The organism is Maribacter sp. LLG6340-A2 (assembly GCF_045057105.1).
Taxonomy (GTDB): Bacteria; Bacteroidota; Bacteroidia; order Flavobacteriales; family Flavobacteriaceae; genus Maribacter.
The window spans coordinates 1072274-1090173 of sequence record NZ_CP159332.1 but is presented as its reverse complement, the minus strand read 5'-3'; the positions used below and the strand labels follow the sequence as shown (position 1 = coordinate 1090173).

17 protein-coding genes are annotated in these 17900 nt (G+C 33.3%); 1 reads left to right on the top strand and 16 read right to left on the bottom strand.

Features of this window, described 5'->3' with window-relative positions; translation table 11 throughout:
* Positions 1–316: 316 nt before the first annotated feature.
* Entirely contained in the window at positions 317–799 is a 483-nt protein-coding gene (locus ABVM52_RS04565; protein WP_405384153.1) for a hypothetical protein, read from the bottom strand.
* 157 nt (positions 800–956) lie between these two features.
* Here ABVM52_RS04565 and ABVM52_RS04560 point away from each other — a divergent pair, with 157 nt between their 5' ends.
* Positions 957–3209: an FUSC family membrane protein gene (locus ABVM52_RS04560; protein WP_405384151.1), complete on the top strand. Its 2253-nt coding sequence runs from the start codon at positions 957–959 to the stop codon at positions 3207–3209.
* Between the two features lie 174 nt (positions 3210–3383).
* Here the strand turns inward: ABVM52_RS04560 and ABVM52_RS04555 are convergent, their stop codons facing one another.
* From ABVM52_RS04555 to ABVM52_RS04485, 15 genes are all read right to left on the bottom strand, one after another.
* Positions 3384–3761 (bottom strand): DUF2200 domain-containing protein, encoded by a 378-nt coding sequence (locus tag ABVM52_RS04555; protein ID WP_405384149.1) that lies wholly within the window; start codon positions 3759–3761, stop codon positions 3384–3386.
* 574 nt (positions 3762–4335) lie between these two features.
* Positions 4336–4866, bottom strand: a complete 531-nt coding sequence (locus ABVM52_RS04550; protein ID WP_405384147.1) for a hypothetical protein — start codon at positions 4864–4866, stop codon at positions 4336–4338.
* A 267-nt stretch (positions 4867–5133) separates the two neighbouring features.
* A complete protein-coding gene (locus tag ABVM52_RS04545; RefSeq protein WP_405384145.1) occupies positions 5134–6666 on the bottom strand; it encodes an alpha/beta hydrolase in 1533 nt (510 codons plus the stop codon).
* A gap of 210 nt (positions 6667–6876) precedes the next feature.
* Positions 6877–7530 carry a porin family protein gene (locus ABVM52_RS04540; RefSeq protein ID WP_405384143.1) on the bottom strand — a complete coding sequence of 218 codons (654 nt, stop codon included), beginning with the start codon at positions 7528–7530 and terminating at the stop codon, positions 6877–6879.
* Between the two features lie 179 nt (positions 7531–7709).
* Positions 7710–8093 carry a hypothetical protein gene (locus tag ABVM52_RS04535; RefSeq protein WP_405384141.1) on the bottom strand — a complete coding sequence of 128 codons (384 nt, stop codon included), beginning with the start codon at positions 8091–8093 and terminating at the stop codon, positions 7710–7712.
* A 919-nt stretch (positions 8094–9012) separates the two neighbouring features.
* Complete coding sequence (locus ABVM52_RS04530; RefSeq protein ID WP_405384139.1) at positions 9013–9300, bottom strand: type II toxin-antitoxin system RelE/ParE family toxin; 288 nt, start codon at positions 9298–9300, stop codon at positions 9013–9015.
* Positions 9293–9532 carry a type II toxin-antitoxin system ParD family antitoxin gene (locus ABVM52_RS04525; protein WP_405384137.1) on the bottom strand — a complete coding sequence of 80 codons (240 nt, stop codon included), beginning with the start codon at positions 9530–9532 and terminating at the stop codon, positions 9293–9295. The genes ABVM52_RS04530 and ABVM52_RS04525 overlap by 8 nt, the downstream gene beginning before the upstream one ends.
* A 267-nt stretch (positions 9533–9799) precedes the next feature.
* On the bottom strand, positions 9800–11161 hold the full coding sequence (locus tag ABVM52_RS04520) for a hypothetical protein (protein ID WP_405384135.1): 1362 nt from the start codon (positions 11159–11161) through the stop codon (positions 9800–9802).
* A gap of 439 nt (positions 11162–11600) precedes the next feature.
* Positions 11601–12179 (bottom strand): hypothetical protein, encoded by a 579-nt coding sequence (locus ABVM52_RS04515; protein WP_405384133.1) that lies wholly within the window; start codon positions 12177–12179, stop codon positions 11601–11603.
* A gap of 166 nt (positions 12180–12345) precedes the next feature.
* The gene (locus ABVM52_RS04510; RefSeq protein WP_405384131.1) at positions 12346–12801 is read right to left on the bottom strand and encodes a hypothetical protein; all 456 of its coding nucleotides are present in this window, start codon (positions 12799–12801) and stop codon (positions 12346–12348) included.
* A 483-nt stretch (positions 12802–13284) separates the two neighbouring features.
* Positions 13285–13956, bottom strand: a complete 672-nt coding sequence (locus tag ABVM52_RS04505; RefSeq protein WP_405384129.1) for a hypothetical protein — start codon at positions 13954–13956, stop codon at positions 13285–13287.
* Between the two features lie 263 nt (positions 13957–14219).
* Entirely contained in the window at positions 14220–15887 is a 1668-nt protein-coding gene (locus ABVM52_RS04500; protein WP_405384127.1) for a hypothetical protein, read from the bottom strand.
* 231 nt (positions 15888–16118) lie between these two features.
* On the bottom strand, positions 16119–16631 hold the full coding sequence (locus ABVM52_RS04495) for a hypothetical protein (protein WP_405384125.1): 513 nt from the start codon (positions 16629–16631) through the stop codon (positions 16119–16121).
* 73 nt (positions 16632–16704) lie between these two features.
* Positions 16705–17001: a hypothetical protein gene (locus ABVM52_RS04490; protein WP_405384123.1), complete on the bottom strand. Its 297-nt coding sequence runs from the start codon at positions 16999–17001 to the stop codon at positions 16705–16707.
* Between the two features lie 225 nt (positions 17002–17226).
* Positions 17227–17709: a hypothetical protein gene (locus ABVM52_RS04485; protein WP_405384121.1), complete on the bottom strand. Its 483-nt coding sequence runs from the start codon at positions 17707–17709 to the stop codon at positions 17227–17229.
* Positions 17710–17900: the final 191 nt, after the last annotated feature.

Genomic DNA, 17900 nt, shown 5'->3' with positions numbered 1-17900 from the left:
TGTAAATGGTATTTATTTTAAAAAACCTATAAGGTATGAAAGCAATAAAAGGCCATACCTACCAAATCAGTTAGTTCCCCCGAAATACTTTTTCGGTAGGATGGCCAAAACTTATTTCATATATTTTGCTTCAAACCTAAGTCCTAATTATGTAATGTCTTTACGCTATTCCGTAATAAACTTCAAAAATTACATTCTTCCCTTATTTTGTGGAATTTATAAAAAATGATAAGACATGAAAAACGGTTTGTGCAATCACAAACCGTTTACGGCAATCCATACTCAATTTCCTTTTTCATAAAGATTATAGTAGACATTAGTTACCGCTTCTTTCTATTTTTTTATACATCTCATATTGTTCTTGCGTAAGAATATCTTTTAATTGTCTGCTGCGTTCGCTTTCTATGGAACCCATTATTTCTCCACTTGCCCTATTTTTTTGTTGTTCCTTAAAGCGCTTCATAGCGGCATTGTAGCTTTTGATCTGATCATTGGTCATGTTTAAAGTAGTAAACATGCTTTGATCATTAGCAATACCATCCTTAGCATTTGATTTTGCCATTTGGTTGTTCATGGCACCGGTAGAACCGTTTGCCTGTGCAGCGGCACTGACATTTAAATGGCTTGGTGTATTCGTTGAATTTTCGCCCGTTGTGGAAGGTTCTGGAGTTTCTGATTGGGTAGTATTGTTTGTCACCTTACCAGTAGAAGAACCCGTATTATCTACACTTATTTGCTTGGAACTTGAACACGAGGTTAAGCAAAAAGTGACCACTATTGCGTATAATATTTGTCTCATGATGTTTTCATTTTTAGTATCTGACGGAAAATTAAAGGATATACTGGACAGATAAAGACGCTATCAATTAGATAATTGACTGGTTTCATGTTAAAGAGTATAAAGTTCATTGTATCAGGATAATCATGACTAACTTTACCGCTAAAATCAATAGTCATTGAAAGAGAAACTAACTCAATTAGAGCTGTTTTTTAAAAGTACAAGCTTTGACCGTGGAGTGCGGTTAGGTGTTGGGATCATAGTGCCCTTTGCTATTTTATATGCAATTGGGTATTTTGAGTATGCACCTGCTATTGTCGTAGGTGTTCTATTAAACGCCCCTAGCGATATACCTGGTAGTAAAACAAGAAAGGTACATGCCATATTGATCAGTATTGTTTTGACCATGGTCATATCCCTTTTGGTGCTATTTGCCAAGCCAATGTTACCCATTTTATTACTGGTTATTGTAGCAGTCTCATTTGTGGTATCCTTGATTTCCGTATACGGATTTAGGGCGTCTTTACTTTCTTTTTCAGGTCTATTGGCTATGGTTTTGGCATTTGCCATTCAAAAGGAAACACCCTTGCAGATTTTTGTACAAGTGGGGTTAATGGGGGTAGGTGGTCTATGGTATTTAATGGTTTCATTAATTTTTCAACGGTTGGCGCCAGAGAAAGACCAGAATCAATTATTGTCCGACACCTTACATGAATTAGGCAAATATTTACAATTACGTACCAAGTTGTGGGCCAGTGAGGACCAACGCGAAGAACTTGTGCGAAAATCATTTTTTCTACAAAATCAAATTAATGAAAAGCATGAAACCTTACGTGAAATTTTGCTTACACAACGTAAACGTTCAGGCCTTTCTCCATATGAAGAAAAACAGTTACTTATGTTGCGTGCATCGGTCAATATGTTTGAACTGATAGAGGCAATACATATCGATAATAATCAAATTCATAACATTTTTGTCAAACATGGAAATTATCTAAAACCTTTTAAGGAAATCAATAATAAATTGGGAGAGCATCTTGTTCATCTATCGGAATTATTGATACAGAAAGATAAAATTCCCAATAAACATGTATTGCTGAACGCATTGAAAAAAGCCAATGAAACAATTTCGGAATATGTAAATGATATAGGTCTGCCAGCGGCAAGGGAAGGAGCATTAACGCTAAAAACAATTTTTGATTACCAAGAACGGCTTGTTGAGGAAATAAGGGTGGTTAGACGTATTATGGCGAATGTAAAGAACGCGCCCGGTATAACGTTAAAAAGAAAGGAATCAGATCATTTTTTGACCATACAGGAATTTGGAATTAAGGTATTGACCCAAAATTTAAGTTTCAAATCTACCATGTTCCGCCATGCTTTTCGCTTTGCCATTGCTATACTGTTTGCCTATGTTTTAGGATATTTTATGGCCATACAAAACACGTATTGGATTCTTTTAACCGTTGTGGTCATAATGCGGCCAAGTTATGGGCTTACCAAGGCACGATCTACAGATAGGATTATTGGAACCTTGTTCGGCGCCTTATTTGCAATAGGAGTTGTTCTATTGACCCAAAATATAATTGTTTATTCCTTATTGGCATTTGTTTCTTTGATTTTAGCCTTTTCATTGATACAAAGAAATTACAAGTTTGCGGCTGCTTTAATTACCATAAGTATTGTATTTGTTTATTCCTTGATTAACCCCAATGCCTTTGAGGTAATACAATACCGGGTAATTGATACGATTTTGGGAGCGGTTATTGCGGTAGTGGCCAACTATACCATTCTTCCTAGTTGGGAAGCGGATAATTTTAAAAAGGTTTTATTAAATGCGTTTAAAATGAACAATGGTTATTTGTTGGCATTACAGAATTTTTATGAGGATACTACAACGCATAAATTGTCCTATAATATAGCAAGAAAGGATACTTTTTTGGCTATAAGCAATTTAAATGCCTCATTTCAACGGCTTACCCAAGACCCAAAATCAAAACAAAAAAATTTCCAATTACTTTATGAATTGGTCACCTTAAACCAGGCCATACTTTCTGCAATTGCTGCAATAGGTAATTTTGTGGTCAATCATAGGACCACGCCGGCTTCAGCAGCTTTACAATCTATGTTTGGAAAAATTTCAATTTCCTTGCAGATAGCCTATGAAACTTTGGAGCAAGGTAAAATGATCAATAACAAGTCTCAACATACCATCGATGACGCTGAAGACAAATTACTTGCTAAGTATAGCCAATTATCGCAAAGACGTGATGAGGAGATAAGTTCAGGAAAAACTACTTTGGATACTGAAACATTGCATGTACTGCAGGAGGCCTATTTAATTTCAAACCATATCATTTGGCTTAAATCACTTTCAGAAAATCTACAAAAAACAACAGAACAATATGTTGAAACAATTGAAGAGAACTAAATGGGTTTTAGGAGGGTATAAAAGTATAGACCGCCTCAAAGTTTTAATTAATACTGTACTCAATACATGATAATGTTTGAAATAACGAAGGTTGAGATTGATGTGGCTATTAGAATATTCGCGTATCGGTAGCACTTTGTTTTATAGCTTGGAAGGATTAAGGTTCTAGCGTAATTATTTTTCCGTGCGTAATATTTTTTCCATTTTGCGACCTTTGGCCAATTCATCTATTAGTTTTTCCATACGCCGGCAATCCCGATAAATGGCAAACTCTTCCGGTATTTCTTCAATACGATATCCACAGACCACACCTTTTATCAGGTGGGCATTTTGATGCATTTTTGCTCCTATGAAAAAATCTCTATATGTACCATTGCCATCAATAAAGGAATCTAATATAGATTGGTCATACCCCGTTAACCATAAAATAACCTGATCAAGCTCTTCTTTGGTTCGTTTATGCTTTTTTATCCTATTTAGGTAATGTGGATAAATGGAACCAAAGGTCATATTCGCAAGTTTCTCGTTCTTTTCTATTGTTACTTCTGCCATGTTTTAAAGGTATTAAGGTTATGTATTTTTTGTGTTACATTGATATTAACTATTTCAAAATACATCTTTTTTGGATAAAAATTTTGGTGAAAATAATAGTGTCATCATATAAAAGTTTCTGGTTTTATTAAGAATATACTTTAAATTACGTATCGATTGTGAAGATAGACAAGCATTTGTTCTACCTAATTAATATAGACATGATTAAGCGTATGTTTAAAAAAAAGCCATAGCTGTTATTATTAAGGCCACGTTCTTTGCTGATATTCAGCCTTCCTTAACATAATTGATTAGGAGTAAAATCTATTTAAACATAGATAGGTAAAAAGTACGGCTAGGTTGATTTGATGGCGGTTGGTATAAAGAATAGTAGCCAACTGCATGTCACTTTCCTATAAAGTGTTCAAATAGTAGAAGTAGGCCCAAACCATTAAATTTACTACAGTATCGGCTATTATTTTCATAAAATTTAAGTTTGTTTTTCAGTAAATTGTTTCGCTCAGTTTGTTCTTTTCAGTGATTGTGTAGTACATAGTATATTTCCATGCGGTTCTCATCCAATAGTATAAACTTACTAAAAAGCCAAACCTAATGATAGGTAAGCACCATCAGGAAAACCTATTCCTGTGCGAAAAACAATTCCGCCCATTGGTCTTTGATAGCGATATCCAATGGTTACGGCTGGAAGCCAATCTGTATAATCTCCCCTAGATGGGTCTGGTTCATTGAAGTAATTGGCATAACTAATATCATTGTCATAATTGCCCTTATCAAATAACGCACTTAACCCTAAACCCAGTTCTAAATGAGACTTTTTTGCACCATAAACCCCTTGTAAACTTAGAGAACCATAAGGCCCATCTGCGCCCCATGAAGCAGATGCTCCAGCGCAAGCTCGCAGGTAATAATTTGCATAAAACTTATTATCCGTGGAGAATAATTTTCGCTCATAGTTGGCACTTGCCGTAAACCATAGACCTAGAGTTCCTGCACTAGCATAGATAATGTTTTTTGGTTGTGTTTTTAACGAATCTTGCCCGCTTACTTGCGTAGAGCAACCAACAAATGCCAACACTATTAACAGCAGCGTAATATTTTTTTTCATATAGCTTATTTAATAGCCAAGAATTCATTTATAGAATACATCTTTAACAAACTGTCTGACAAGTGATTGGAATTTTATGTTCAATAATTTTTCGTAAAGGGAGATGGTTTACACAAGGTAAAGATTGGCCTTTACACTAAATTAGCCTGTTTTAATTTTTACATTTTTAGAGACAAATTAAAAGATTTAGCAACTTCATAAATATACACAGACCTTTTGTTTTTGCCCTAAAGTACACATTACGTTTAGGTTATGATACCTGTTAGTTTATTCCCGAAGTTGTTTTAATCTAGTAATTGCATTTTGATTCTCGGGATTCAATTTCAGCGACTTTTTGTAATTTGAAATTGCATTTTTAAAATCTTTAGTATAAAAATAACCTTCAGCTAAACTATCGTATAGATTCGCTGAATTTGGATATATATGTAATGCTAATAAAAAGACATTAACTCCTTGTTCAATTTGTTTAGGGTTAAATACCAAGCGCAAACCTAAGGTATTTAGCATACCTTCTTGTAACTCAAGCTCCGGATGTTTGGCAATTGTTTTTTTATATAACGGAATTAAATCTTCATAACCTTGATTGAAAGCCAAATCGTTGAAGTCTTTATAATCAAATTTCTTTGTTTTTGCTTGCTTTATCTCTTTTGAAATCAAAGTTTCTAAGACCCCATTTTTATCTGGGCTATTTTCAATATATTCCTTGCCATACTTGTCATTTTTCAGTGTTGCATTTAAAAACTGCAACGTGTATTCAGAAAGTAATTTATAGGAAGCCATAATTTTATCATCACTTTTGTCTTGCCTTTTATCTCTGTTGGCAAATAATACACCAAAAGAACTAAAGTAGGAATGAGTTAGGTCGTGAAATCTATAACTAAAAGTATTACTGTATTTCAAAGAGTCTTTTAATTGGAATCTGTAATTTAATTCGGCAGGAATTTTATCGCTCTTTAGGACTTCTTCTGGTATTTCTTTTTGAGCAAAATGAATATATGGAATAGCAAATCTGTCTAAATTAAAGTAGGGTGATTTTTCCAATACAGCGTAATTATATCTTTCAGTTCCATCTAAACTTACAATTGCGTTTATATTCTTATGCTTCATTACAGTAATAGCATTGGAAAGTCCACCAAAGCTAAATCCCATAAGTGCTATATTTTTAAGGTCGGTATTTTTGTATCTATTAATTTCTTTTAAAAGAATTTCTACATCCCTGGATTGTGTTTCCATATCTTTTGTAGTTCCACCTTCTAACCATCTTGTTTCTGTACCTCTTGACGGACTTGATATTACTACAAAACCATTGCTGGCTAAATACTCGAATAATGAAAAATTTTCAATTGATGATGCTTGGTAACTGGGTGCATATACAATGACAGGAAATTTTCCTTTTAAAGGAATTGAATTGGAAAAAGCAGTTACTTTCTCAGAAAGATGTGCTTTGTATTGTGGAGTATTCCATAAATAGGGAAACCAATCAAGTAGAAAGTCATTCGGCAAATTTTTCCATTCCTCTTCTTCCTTTAAAATTTTCAAATAATCTAAAACACTTAATTCTGTAGATATACCTTCTTGAATTTCAGTAGGATACCATAAACTTATTGGTATAGGTCTGTTTATAAGTTGATTGTTAAATTCATTATGGACACTATAGGTTCTTGTACTGTCAACTGTTGTATAATGCTCAAATCCAACTTTGTATTTACCGTAATTCAGGTTTATTTCTTTTAACGAAGTCTGTCCTTTTAAAGTTGATAGCTGAAATAGTATTATGGTAATTAAAATTGTTGGTCGCATTATTTTCGTTTTAGTGTCTATATGATAGATGCGATGCTTTGATATTTGTTACGAGTATTTTTTACAGCTTGGAGGAAATTTTGCGGCTATGATTAGTTTCGGACTTTTCCGAAGAAAAATATCCGCCTGACTATAAAGATAATTGATTGCTAGGATTTCCAATTAGAAAATCTGACCGCAATTAATTATACACCTTGCTGGCAAACGTATTTATTTTCCAAACTCCCATGTAACGAGAAAATATAAAGTATTAGATTTCAAATTATATTGCGAATCAGGATCGATAAGATTTTTCATTCCTAGATTGTCCCTTAATTCTAAGACAAACGTATTATTCTGGTTGATTGAGATTTTTTTTGCAATTCCAAATGAGAGTCCATAATCAACTTTCTCTGTCCAGGGTGTTGCTAATAAATTAGGTGGATTATTTTCCTCAGAAAGTTTGGTATTTAAGAGATAACTAAAGAAGACCCCACCATTAATGAAAAATGCACTTTGTGAAATAACCTCGTATCGAATCGTTATAGGCAATTCAATATAATCAAATGACATTTTCAAATAGTCCTTCTCTTGATTTATTGGATAGTTAGGAAGTGTGTTATATCCACGTCTAACATTTTTTCTCGAATAAAGAAGGTTAAGGTTCAAAGATGTTCTCTCGCTGAATTCCTGTTCAAAATTGATTCCTATTGTATACCCTATGTCCGCAGATAAATTTGTTGTTTCACTTGCACTACCCGTCATGTTTGTCAATCCCAAACCTAAGGATGCACCAAAAATAGAGTTGTCTTGCCCGAAAGCTATTCTTGGTAATGAAATAAATATTATTATGATTACGGCTACTTTAAAATTCTTAATGTCCATTTCGGTGTTTTATATGTTCGTTAAGAGACATGGTTTACACTAAATTAGTTTCTAACCTTGTAGATTCTTGTTTGTTTCTTAGGTTTCAAGTTAAGGAATTGTAGCTATAAATTTTAGTCATTTATTTGGGATTATATTCAGTAAATTTCATTTCCATTTTTTCAGCAATTACCTTTGCCTTAGATATTGCACTTTCCATTTTTTCGAAATCCATTATACGTAATTTTTTCTGTGAGAATTGTCCATGAAATAGATGCGATATATCTTGTTTTTTCGGTGAATTTCAGTCCGGTACTACTAAATCCAGTGCTTTTAATGTTCATCATTAAAACGGAAATATTCATATATCCGCTCAGATTGTTCCATTTACCGAGTTTGATAAATAAGAGTCCAAAATATTCTTTGAATTTTTTCCTTTCAAAATCTAGAACAATACCTCTTCTCAAAAAGACAAGGGTCATACCTACTAGAAAGAAAGTAATTCCGCCAATTATTTGATATGGAAAGCTGATGAGTAATATAATTCCTGAAACAGTCACAGTTACGCCGATTATTCGGAACATTAAAGGAAAAATATATTCCAGCATATAATCGGTTTTCAAATTAGATTGATTTTAATTGTAACCAACGATAGAAAAATACCAATTTTTTAAGGGCAGCTTTCTGTTCCTTCTTCGACAATTTTGACCACTGATCAATGTCGACTCCACCTGTATAGATTTTGGGGTCGGAATAGTTCAATTTCATGCATAAAACGTGTACGTTTTCGTGTACGTTTAATAAAAGTACGGAGATTAAAGACATAAAACAACGGTTCGTGCGTACACGAACCGTTGTTTTCATTGACCTAAGCCTTAGTAGCGGGGACTGGACTCGAACCAGCGACCTTCGGGTTATGAGCTCCTCGTATGGAAAATTTCCAACGGTTTTATTGGGCTCAGCCGCTATCAAATTATAAAATCGTATGCAAAAACGTATGCAGTTTTAGTTTTCTGATTGGTTGGCAATTTAGTAAAAAAGACGTTGATGATAGTGTTTCAATTTTTTTATTCTAGGCATTTCTTTAAACAAAAGCCATAATATTTATTAAGTTCAAGTTTTTTGCGGATATTCAGTCTATATTAATAAGTTTGATTAGGAGTGAAATCTATTTAAACATAGATCGGTGTAAGACTTAAAAAATCGGGACTTACGTCCCTAAGCGGACTTTTTATTTGAGTGAGAAAGTACGGCTAGGTAGTTTTTGCTAACCGTTTAGCTAAACGTAGTGCGGGAGGCAAGGAAACTTTTCGTTTCCGTCTACGTACGAAGCTAAAGCTTATTGCCTGCCTGCCGGCGAGGCAGGTTTAGTTTTATTTTTTCTTGTCCAAAGCTAAATCCATAAGATTTAGCGACTTCATAAATATACACAGACCTTTCGGTTTTGACCTAAAGTCAGCATTACGTTTAGGTTGTGTTGGCAATAGTATTTTTGCGTGAGGTTTAGAGTATGTTTTTCAAATCCTGTTTTCCGACTATCGACATTATGTCGACCGTATCATTATTGATTTTGTAGTAAATACTGTCCGAACCGCAAACACATCTCCGATACCCTTTCTTAATGTATTCGACAGATTCAAATGAATATGGTCTTTTGGCTATAATGTCAAAATATTCAAAAAACGTTTCGAAATATATATCCGCTTGTTGCACTCCAAATTTTTTGGTTCCGTAACGATGAATGCGTATCAGGTCATTTTTAGTCTCATTACTTAATCTATACTTAGTCATTAAGATTAGACTTGGATTGTGCTAAGATTTGTTCCTTGCTATCATTGGTAAATCCGCTATTTTCAGATTTTTCCAATTTAGCTCTTATCCAGTCAATTTCTATTTGTTGATTTCTAGCCTGACGAATTAAGTCATTAACAAGTTCGCTTTTACTTGAGTATTCTTGATTATCAACTTGCGTTTTTAACCATTCATCATTTGGTCGCGTGAAAGATATGCTCTGTCTAGCCATAAGAAATATATTTTGATGCTAATTTACACCAAAAACAAACCAAATCCAAATTTTTGTGATATTGCTGCTAACGGTTGTGTATATGGCTTGTAGCGTGTACATTAGCAATAAATTTTCGGTTGAGCACAAGCCAGATTTTTAAATTTTACTGTTTATCTTTTTTTCTTGGAAATCGTCAAATTTAAAAATTTGGCGACTTTCCAAATATGCCTTAACATTGAGTTTAGCAACTAATTAGCTATGAGCTATATACGTTGTTGGCAATAGTTATTTTTTCTTCAATTTCCATAACATATACGATGGATTCATTTTTACGTCTTTTATATAATCATTATATGATTTATATCCTTTAGCCATTGTATGAATCAAAGCCAAAAGACTAAAGCCATTTGTTATTGATGAAGCTAAAAGACTACCAGTTAAAATTGTAGCATTTGCTCCAATTTGTTTCTTTATATGACTAAATTTTGAGTCAATTTTAGATAGTTGTACCTCATTTAGTTCGTGAATTATATTTTCTCTTTTTAAAATTATGTCCTTAGGGTCTGTTAGTCCTCTAATTTCACGAAAATTACGTTCTAATTCTACTCTGAAATTAGTAAAAACATCTTCTTCATACTTTCGTATTTCCATTAATTTATTTGGGTCAATATTATTAATGAAAGGAAGGTCTAAATTGATTAATTCATTTGCTGTGAAAGTTTTAATATTTTCCTTTTGTTCAAATGTTTGATTTAAAAGAGAACTCGTAAAATTGTCGTTACATAAAAAGGTAGAGTCAATTGAACTTGCAATCATATTTTCTAGATAGATTTTGTCAAAGACTCTTTTAGCAGATTGATTTACAGATTGTGTAATCCAAGCATTAAAATGTTCAATATCAGGAGGTGTTTCTGGCAAATGTTGTCGAAATTGAGCGACACCTGTTTCCTCATTAAAATCTGTCACTTGCGTTTGAAATAAGAAAAATAATTCTCCATTTCTAATATCTAAATCCTTGTACCTAATATTAATTGCTCGAGTCGGTTTTAACTCTCCATCAATTATTGCCCAACCTCCATTTTCCATTTTTGTTAATGGAGATACAATGGTTTTTTCTTTGAAAAAGTCAAGAATTGGTTTTGGAAGAATTCCATTATCATAATCTTTCGGAAGCCTAAACGGAACTTCTTTAGATGTTTCAAAAAATATATTGTAAGGAAGAATTTTCACATAATCATTAGTAATAAAGGGAGTGATTTTTTTCAAAAACTTCAAAACTGAAACGAGTTTATCTCTGTCTAGGCTAGGAGGGTTAAATCCTAGATAATTTGACATTACTTCTGTTTTTTCCCCTGACCTTTCTGTCAATTTAAATAATGGGTCACTAATAATAAATTGCTGAATGTAAAGAGCCGTTTGAGATAGAAATGAAATTGAAATATCGTCAATGGTAGCGAATACTTTCAGAGATGATTTATTCTCTGATATTTCGTTTTTTAATTCTTCAAAATTATTCAGGCAATGATTCCTGTATTTTTCTAATTCTTGATAGATTTTATCATCAGAATAATCTTTAAACCCTGAATCTAATTCTCCTTGATTAAAGAAATAACTGTCTGTTAAAAAATTATATGTTATACTTCCCATTCAGTTATTCTAATTATTGCCAACGCAGCGCTATGTGTAGTCCGGGTTATTTTATGGAAATATAATGAAAACCTTTTTTGGTTTTCGATTGTATTGGGAATAAAATGACCCGGTCCAGATTACATATAGTGACTTGATATGTTGGGTTATTTTCTTCCGTTAAGCGTCGTATTTGGCAAATGACCTCTTATCCTACGGCTTTATGTAATCTGTCATAGCGCTGCGATGATGTTGCATTTCCCTTTGTGCGGGAATCGAGGTACGAGATGTAGCACATAGGGTCGACGTAGGAGAATGCAACATCATCGGTTTTGTGTATGATTTCGTTGCGTGTTTCAGCAACTAATTTAGCAAATACTAACCGAATAGAAAATCCGCGAGGATTTTCGTAAGTAAGCCTGTACTAGCAATGAATTATACACGTTGTTGCCAACTGGCTTTATTTTATTATTTCAGTCAGATATACGATTCCGAATATCCAACCAACATAGAGTAGAGTGTAAGTCAGCGAGTAAACTGCTGAAATTCCAATATCTCCTTTCGTATCTTTTGATTTATTAAAAACAAATTTCAATGCTCTAAAGAAAATCCAGTAAAGCATTGCTAAAATTATAAATAAAGAAAACCAAAAAACAGCTTCTAATACGATTAGTAAAACCACGAAAAGTATCGACATCGCAATCCATAATACAATTGATAATATCAGTCCGCCAATTCCGTCTCCAACGTCAATCGAAGGCATATCAATATGTGGTGAAGCTCCGCTTGTCAAATCGCCCGTTTGGAAATTCCGAAAATTTGGAAAGTTGTCAATCAGTCCAATTCCAGTATAGAGTCCGTAAGTCATAAATAGGAATAGTGCTGTAGCTATAATTCCAAGTGACAAATAGAGATTTGAAGTCAAACTCCGATTGTAATTAATTCCAGTCAGATAAACAGTCAGAATTGTAATTCCGATTACAAGTAATGAAACTATAAAAACAGATTTTCCTTTCAGGTATGATTGTTTGGTTTTCAATTCAGAGTGTTTTTGTCAGCTTGTTGGCAACGGTTACGTATAAGAATAGTTGCGGGTTTACGTGCGAGGATTTTCCGCAGGAAAATCAGACGTAGTAAACTTGCAACTACCTTTGGTTAAGCCCAAAATTGAGCAATTATTTTTATACATTGTTGGCAAACGTATTTTATTTTTCTACAAGTTTTATAATGTCGGAAGATAATTTTCTTATCGACTTTCCACCTGTTACTTGTTTTTTTACTTTTCCTAAAAACGAATTTGGTATTTCGTCCTCGACTACATAAAGTTCTTTATCTTTAAATTCAGTCGGATACATAATTCGAGTTTTCCAATCGGCACTATTTGTCAATTGAGCATTTAAATCCGCATTAAGTATTTTTCCTAAATCAGTTAAAAATTCCGTCATTCCGTCGGTATACATTGGAATTTCAATCCATTCGCTTTCTGTTATTAATGTCAGAAACCAATCGTCAATAAATGGTCCATTCGCGGTTGTAAATTCGCCAATAATCAACAAGTCAGAAGAATTTAATTCTAATGGATTCAATCCGCCAATAACCTTTATAATTTTTTTAGAGGTTAGTTCAATTTGACCGTATTCTTCCTTCTTTGTTAGAGTCATCTTATATGTTTGCCAACGCAGCGCTATGTGTAGTCCGGGTTATTTTATGGAAATATAATGAAAACCTTTTTTGGTTTTCGATTGTATTGGGAATAAAATGACCCGGTCCAGATTACATATAGTGACTTGATATGTTGGGTTGTTTTCTTCCGTTAAGCGTCGTATTTGGCAAATGACCTCTTATCCTACGGCTTTATGTAATCTGTCATAGCGCTGCGATGATGTTGCATTTCCCTTTGTGCGAGAATCGAGGTACGAGATGTAGCACATAGGGTCGACGTAGGAGAATGCAACATCATCGGTTTAGCTATGCGTAGTGCGGAGGCAAGGAAACTTTTCGTTTCCGTCTGCGCACGAAGCTAAAGCTTATTGTTTAGTTTTATTTTTTCTTGTCCAAAGCTAAATCCATAAGATTTAGCGACATTATAAATATACACAGACCTTTCGGTTTTGCTCTAAAGTCCGCATTACGTTTAGGTATTGTTATCTGCTGGTTTTTAACTTTTCGATTTCTATCTTCTGTTTCTCAGTTAACACAATTTCGTATAACTCAATTTCGTATGAAGAAATAGACATAGTTAATTCAGTCGCTTCTTTAAACACGATATTTTGTACTTTCTCTTTTTCAAATAATTGAACTACTCTTTCGCTACAAAATCGATACATAGTTGATTCTCCCTTTTCATCTGGGTTAGACATAAACAAATCCGAACCGTCCCAAAAGTCATCTTTAAAATAATGTCCTTTTAAATGAGGCTCAGTTGTAACTCCGATTGTGTCCATAACGATTGAGCTTGTTGAATAGTCCCTATACCCGCAACGACCTGTTATTATAAGCCCAAAATATTTTTCGTCTATTAACTCGTCTTTTTTTGAGTAAACCTTGACATCATAAGTTTTCCATCCAGTAATTGCGTTTGATTTAAACAATTCAATTACTCTTTTACTCACAATTAATGGGAATGCGTTTGTTGTCCAAATAAAATCGTATAGAGTTTTTCCGCCCATGGTATGTTTGACAGGAACAATTTCAGTCAAGTCTTTTTCTCCTCTCGAAATTTCAGGTTCGGCAAAGTCAAAGTTCTCGATTTTCCCTCTGAATGGTCTATTTGAATGAGATTCACTAATCTGAAATATTTTGTCGTAGTTAATCATTTTTGAGCTTGCAGATAACGGTCTTGTGTATGATTGGTTGCGGACTTTTCCAACGGAAAATGTCCGCCTGTACCGAAGATAGTTAATTGCAAGGATTTTCAATTTGGGAAATCCGACCGCAATTAATTATACACCGTGTTGCCAGTAGTGTTTTTTATCAAAACTATTTCAAAATTTAAATCGGTCTTTAATTAAGTTTGCTTTTGACCTATATAAATAATTAAAGAGAAAAATCTATCAATAAATTCTTCAAACAAAAGAAATCAGTAGAAGAACTTATCGCTTTCTATTACCCATTGATTTCCCCTCCTGTTTATAAATTTAGCTTCAACTTTAGGAGTAACTTTTAAAATATTTTCATTCGTTTTTATGATTTTATCCAAAAAATCTGGATAACTTAAGATACCATCATAACTATTAAGTAGTACCCTTTCTATTAAAAGGCTGTTAGAGCTATGTAAACTCCCAAACTCTGAATTCTTTAGATCATCTGGTAATTCAGGTAAAATTATCTTTTCAGTATTCTGGCTGTCAAAGAGGTAACTCCAATTGTAAATGGTTCTTTTACCATTTATAATGGCTTCATCATTTAAATTATTTAAAAAAATCTTGCCTGAAGTATGCCCATCTCCATTTTTAATAATGTCGATTTCTTTTCCATTTTGAATATATTCAAATGACCATGTAGGGATATTATAAGATTCTAATGGTACCCCTATTCTATTTGTATAATAGTCTTCCCATTGGTAAACATGACTATATTTTTCAAAAGTTGTGTTTAAAAAATACGGTATGGTATTAACTGTGGGGAATGAGGCATCTATAACATGGTTTCTTTGCCATAGGTAATGAAAAATACCATCCTGAAAATCTTGGGAGTTATTATAACCCAATATGGTCAAATAGCCAAATCTACCATCTCCTTTGCCATCATTGTAAGAAGCGTCAAAAATTCTTGACTCTATACCATCCCTAATTAAATTATCGAAGTCCAATACAAAATCTGACGACAGATCTTGTTTATTAAGCCAGATATAAGCGTAATCGTTTTGAGATAAATTATGATAGGGAACATAGTAATTCGTAATATCCCTATCTACAAAATTCATTTCAATATCGTCCACTATGAAGGCTTTTGTGTTGGAATAATACCCTACATCATATCCATAACTTGGCAAAACGGTACCGATATTGATTACATCATCATCGGGGAATCCATTAGTGCTATATTCGCTTCTTGACGCAGCACCGTAAAATAATATTCCTTTGGGTGAAAATAAAGGTAAATTGTTCCTGGTGAGGTCTTTAATTGTAAATAAATTGGTTGATGTATACGTATTATTTATATCTCTAGCTATAGCTACATAGGTAAGCGAATAAGGCGTTTCTAGTGAAATATCTATTGGTGTTGTCAATTTGAAATTTTGGGATATGGGGTCAATTTTTCTTGATGCCAGTAGTGTTCCATCTATAGCTGATGCGAAAAAATAAAAATCAACAAATTGAGGTGGTAAAAAAAAGTCTTCTTTTAAATGTAATTCCAATAGAACTCTGTGAAAGCTTATAGGATAATTATGTTGGGTAATATTACCATTTGCATCTGTAATTTTTAAGGTCAACATAGTATCTCCTGCGGGAAAATTATCAGGGTTCAAGTTTATCTGCAATTCTTTGCCGTCTTCGACTTGAGCAACAATTTCATCGGCAATTTGAGCTTCTATTTTCGATATACCGAGCTCATTATTTTTAATAGATAAGGTGAAATTCACACTCTCATATATAATAGGATTTTCTATTATGTAAGAAATGTCGATATCTTCATTTTCTAAAACTTCATCTATTATATCTATTTGCTTTTCCGTGGAGGTATCTACTTTTTCACAACCTATTATTAGTATGATAAGTGTTAAAAGGTAATGTTGTCGCCTCATAATTTTTTTGGTTTTGGTAATTATATATTTTAAAACGGAAATATGTAGTTAAAATGATTATTTAATATTATAATTTTTTTGTGTTTCAACATTACTGGCAACGTTTAATGTATGGTGTCGTAAGGGATTACGGTGCTCAAACTTATCAGTTTACCCACTAATTTTGAGGCGAGCGTAAACGCTCAAAAACCTCGAAAACCCTTATGCACTATACATATTGTTGTGTTTTCGTTATTTCTTATCTAATATTCTATCAGCAAGTTTCTTATCATGTCTCTTACTGTATAATTTACTACTTAATATCCAATATATTACAATTCCGAATCCAATAGTAAGCAAAATTGAAATCCAGTTAATACCCTGCCAATAATAAACACCTGCTATAATCAGGATTAATACAATTTCTAAATAGTACTTCTCTTTCTCTTCAAGTCTCCTTTTTAGAATCATATTATTCCCTTTACCTTTCTTGATTCTGTCGAGAACCTTTTTACACAACTGGTCAACACTATAATATTTATCTAAATCTTGGAGCGAAAAACAAATTCCGAATTCTAATTCCAGTTTATCCATAAATCGGTAATATTTTCTTACACCTTTAAATGAATTTTTTATCGTGTTTTTAGGATGAGCAGGATAAGTCAAAAAGTCCATAAAATGTGATTCGTTAAAATCAGCAGAAGGATTTTTCCTTTCTGAATTGAAAATCTCTAATATCTTATTTTTTAATTCTAGTTCAGTCATTTAATTTCTTAAATAATCCGTTCAAATTTCAAATAGTGCCGCATCCTTCAATCTTTTTTACAAGTCTGTAACTTTAAACAATGGTCTGTGTCAATTGACATTTGACCTCAAAACAATCAAAGCATACAAAATTGTGAATCACCATGCAATCTGCTAAATCATATTTATCTCCAATTGAGTCAACCTGTGCGTAAAAAGTCATTTTCTCTCCACAACTATCACAAATAGGATAATCCTTTTCGTCTAGTCCGTCTGGTGTCCCTCCGAGATAATGTCTTGTTCCTGCAATTTCATTCCATTTATATCCAACCGCATTTTTTGCATCTTCGGTTTCTGGTAGAGTTATCAATTTTATCTTAGGAATTTTCATTTTATCAATCATTTTGTATGTGCACGGTTGTCTTATATAATGAAACACAACGTCTAGGCTAAGCGTAGTGCGGTAGTAAGGAAACTTTTCGTTTCCGTCTGCGCACGAAGCTAAAGCTTATTGTTTAGTTTTATTTTTTCTTGTTCTAAAGCTAAATCCATAAGATTTAGCGACTTCATAAATATAAACGGACCTTTCGGTTTTGCCCTTTAGTCCGTATTACGTTTAGGCATTGTTGTAGTGCGTTTTTTTTCCGCCTACTAAGTATTCCCGCAATTTTTTAAATAGCATTTTCTCCTGAATTCGGTAAACAAACCAGAACCATAAAAGTCCAAAAGGAATCAGCAATAAAAGCCAAATTGGGAGGTCCGACTGAGTGACAAGTCCAGCAACACAAATGATAGTCAGAATGATTAGAAAGAAATACAATTCAATCCGCACCTTAGTTTTCATCAGCACTTGAGTTTTATTCTCTCCAATACGTTTCAATTCCGCAAAACCTTTAATTCCATCCACAGCAGTTGGAAAACCTCTAAACATCAATGTTCCTAACGACCATTTTGCAAAGAATTCAAACCTGTTCGATTCCGACCATTTCGTCCTGAATTTCTTGTCATTATTTAATCGAATCCTTTCATTCAATTCGTCAATAGTTCCATCAAAAATGAATTTTTCTTTTAGTAAAATCGGTTCTAAAAATTCGTTCATTTAATTTGGTTCAAATGATTTTTTAAATGCACTACAACGGTCGAGTATATGAAAAGTAGTGCTGAAAAAGGGCGCTATTCATTCGGTTGAACTCGAGCCGAATTTTTAAATTTTCTATTTATCTTTCTTTTCTCAAATAGCCAAATTTAAAAATTTGGCGACCTCGAAAAAATGCCCGAACCTCTGTGTTT

Bases quoted from the DNA above. Each gene is read 5' to 3' on its own strand.
- ABVM52_RS04535 (WP_405384141.1), bottom strand. From the start codon at position 8,093: ATGTTCCGAATAATCGGCGTAACTGTGACTGTTTCAGGAATTATATTA.
- ABVM52_RS04505 (WP_405384129.1), bottom strand. From the start codon at position 13,956: ATGATTAACTACGACAAAATATTTCAGATTAGTGAATCTCATTCAAAT.
- ABVM52_RS04525 (WP_405384137.1), bottom strand. From the start codon at position 9,532: ATGGCTAGACAGAGCATATCTTTCACGCGACCAAATGATGAATGGTTA.
- ABVM52_RS04555 (WP_405384149.1), bottom strand. From the start codon at position 3,761: ATGGCAGAAGTAACAATAGAAAAGAACGAGAAACTTGCGAATATGACC.
- ABVM52_RS04565 (WP_405384153.1), bottom strand. From the start codon at position 799: ATGAGACAAATATTATACGCAATAGTGGTCACTTTTTGCTTAACCTCG.
- ABVM52_RS04490 (WP_405384123.1), bottom strand. From the start codon at position 17,001: ATGAAAATTCCTAAGATAAAATTGATAACTCTACCAGAAACCGAAGAT.
- ABVM52_RS04540 (WP_405384143.1), bottom strand. From the start codon at position 7,530: ATGGACATTAAGAATTTTAAAGTAGCCGTAATCATAATAATATTTATT.
- ABVM52_RS04530 (WP_405384139.1), bottom strand. From the start codon at position 9,300: ATGACTAAGTATAGATTAAGTAATGAGACTAAAAATGACCTGATACGC.
- ABVM52_RS04550 (WP_405384147.1), bottom strand. From the start codon at position 4,866: ATGAAAAAAAATATTACGCTGCTGTTAATAGTGTTGGCATTTGTTGGT.
- ABVM52_RS04510 (WP_405384131.1), bottom strand. From the start codon at position 12,801: ATGACTCTAACAAAGAAGGAAGAATACGGTCAAATTGAACTAACCTCT.
- ABVM52_RS04485 (WP_405384121.1), bottom strand. From the start codon at position 17,709: ATGAACGAATTTTTAGAACCGATTTTACTAAAAGAAAAATTCATTTTT.
- ABVM52_RS04495 (WP_405384125.1), bottom strand. From the start codon at position 16,631: ATGACTGAACTAGAATTAAAAAATAAGATATTAGAGATTTTCAATTCA.
- ABVM52_RS04500 (WP_405384127.1), bottom strand. From the start codon at position 15,887: ATGAGGCGACAACATTACCTTTTAACACTTATCATACTAATAATAGGT.
- ABVM52_RS04520 (WP_405384135.1), bottom strand. From the start codon at position 11,161: ATGGGAAGTATAACATATAATTTTTTAACAGACAGTTATTTCTTTAAT.
- ABVM52_RS04545 (WP_405384145.1), bottom strand. From the start codon at position 6,666: ATGCGACCAACAATTTTAATTACCATAATACTATTTCAGCTATCAACT.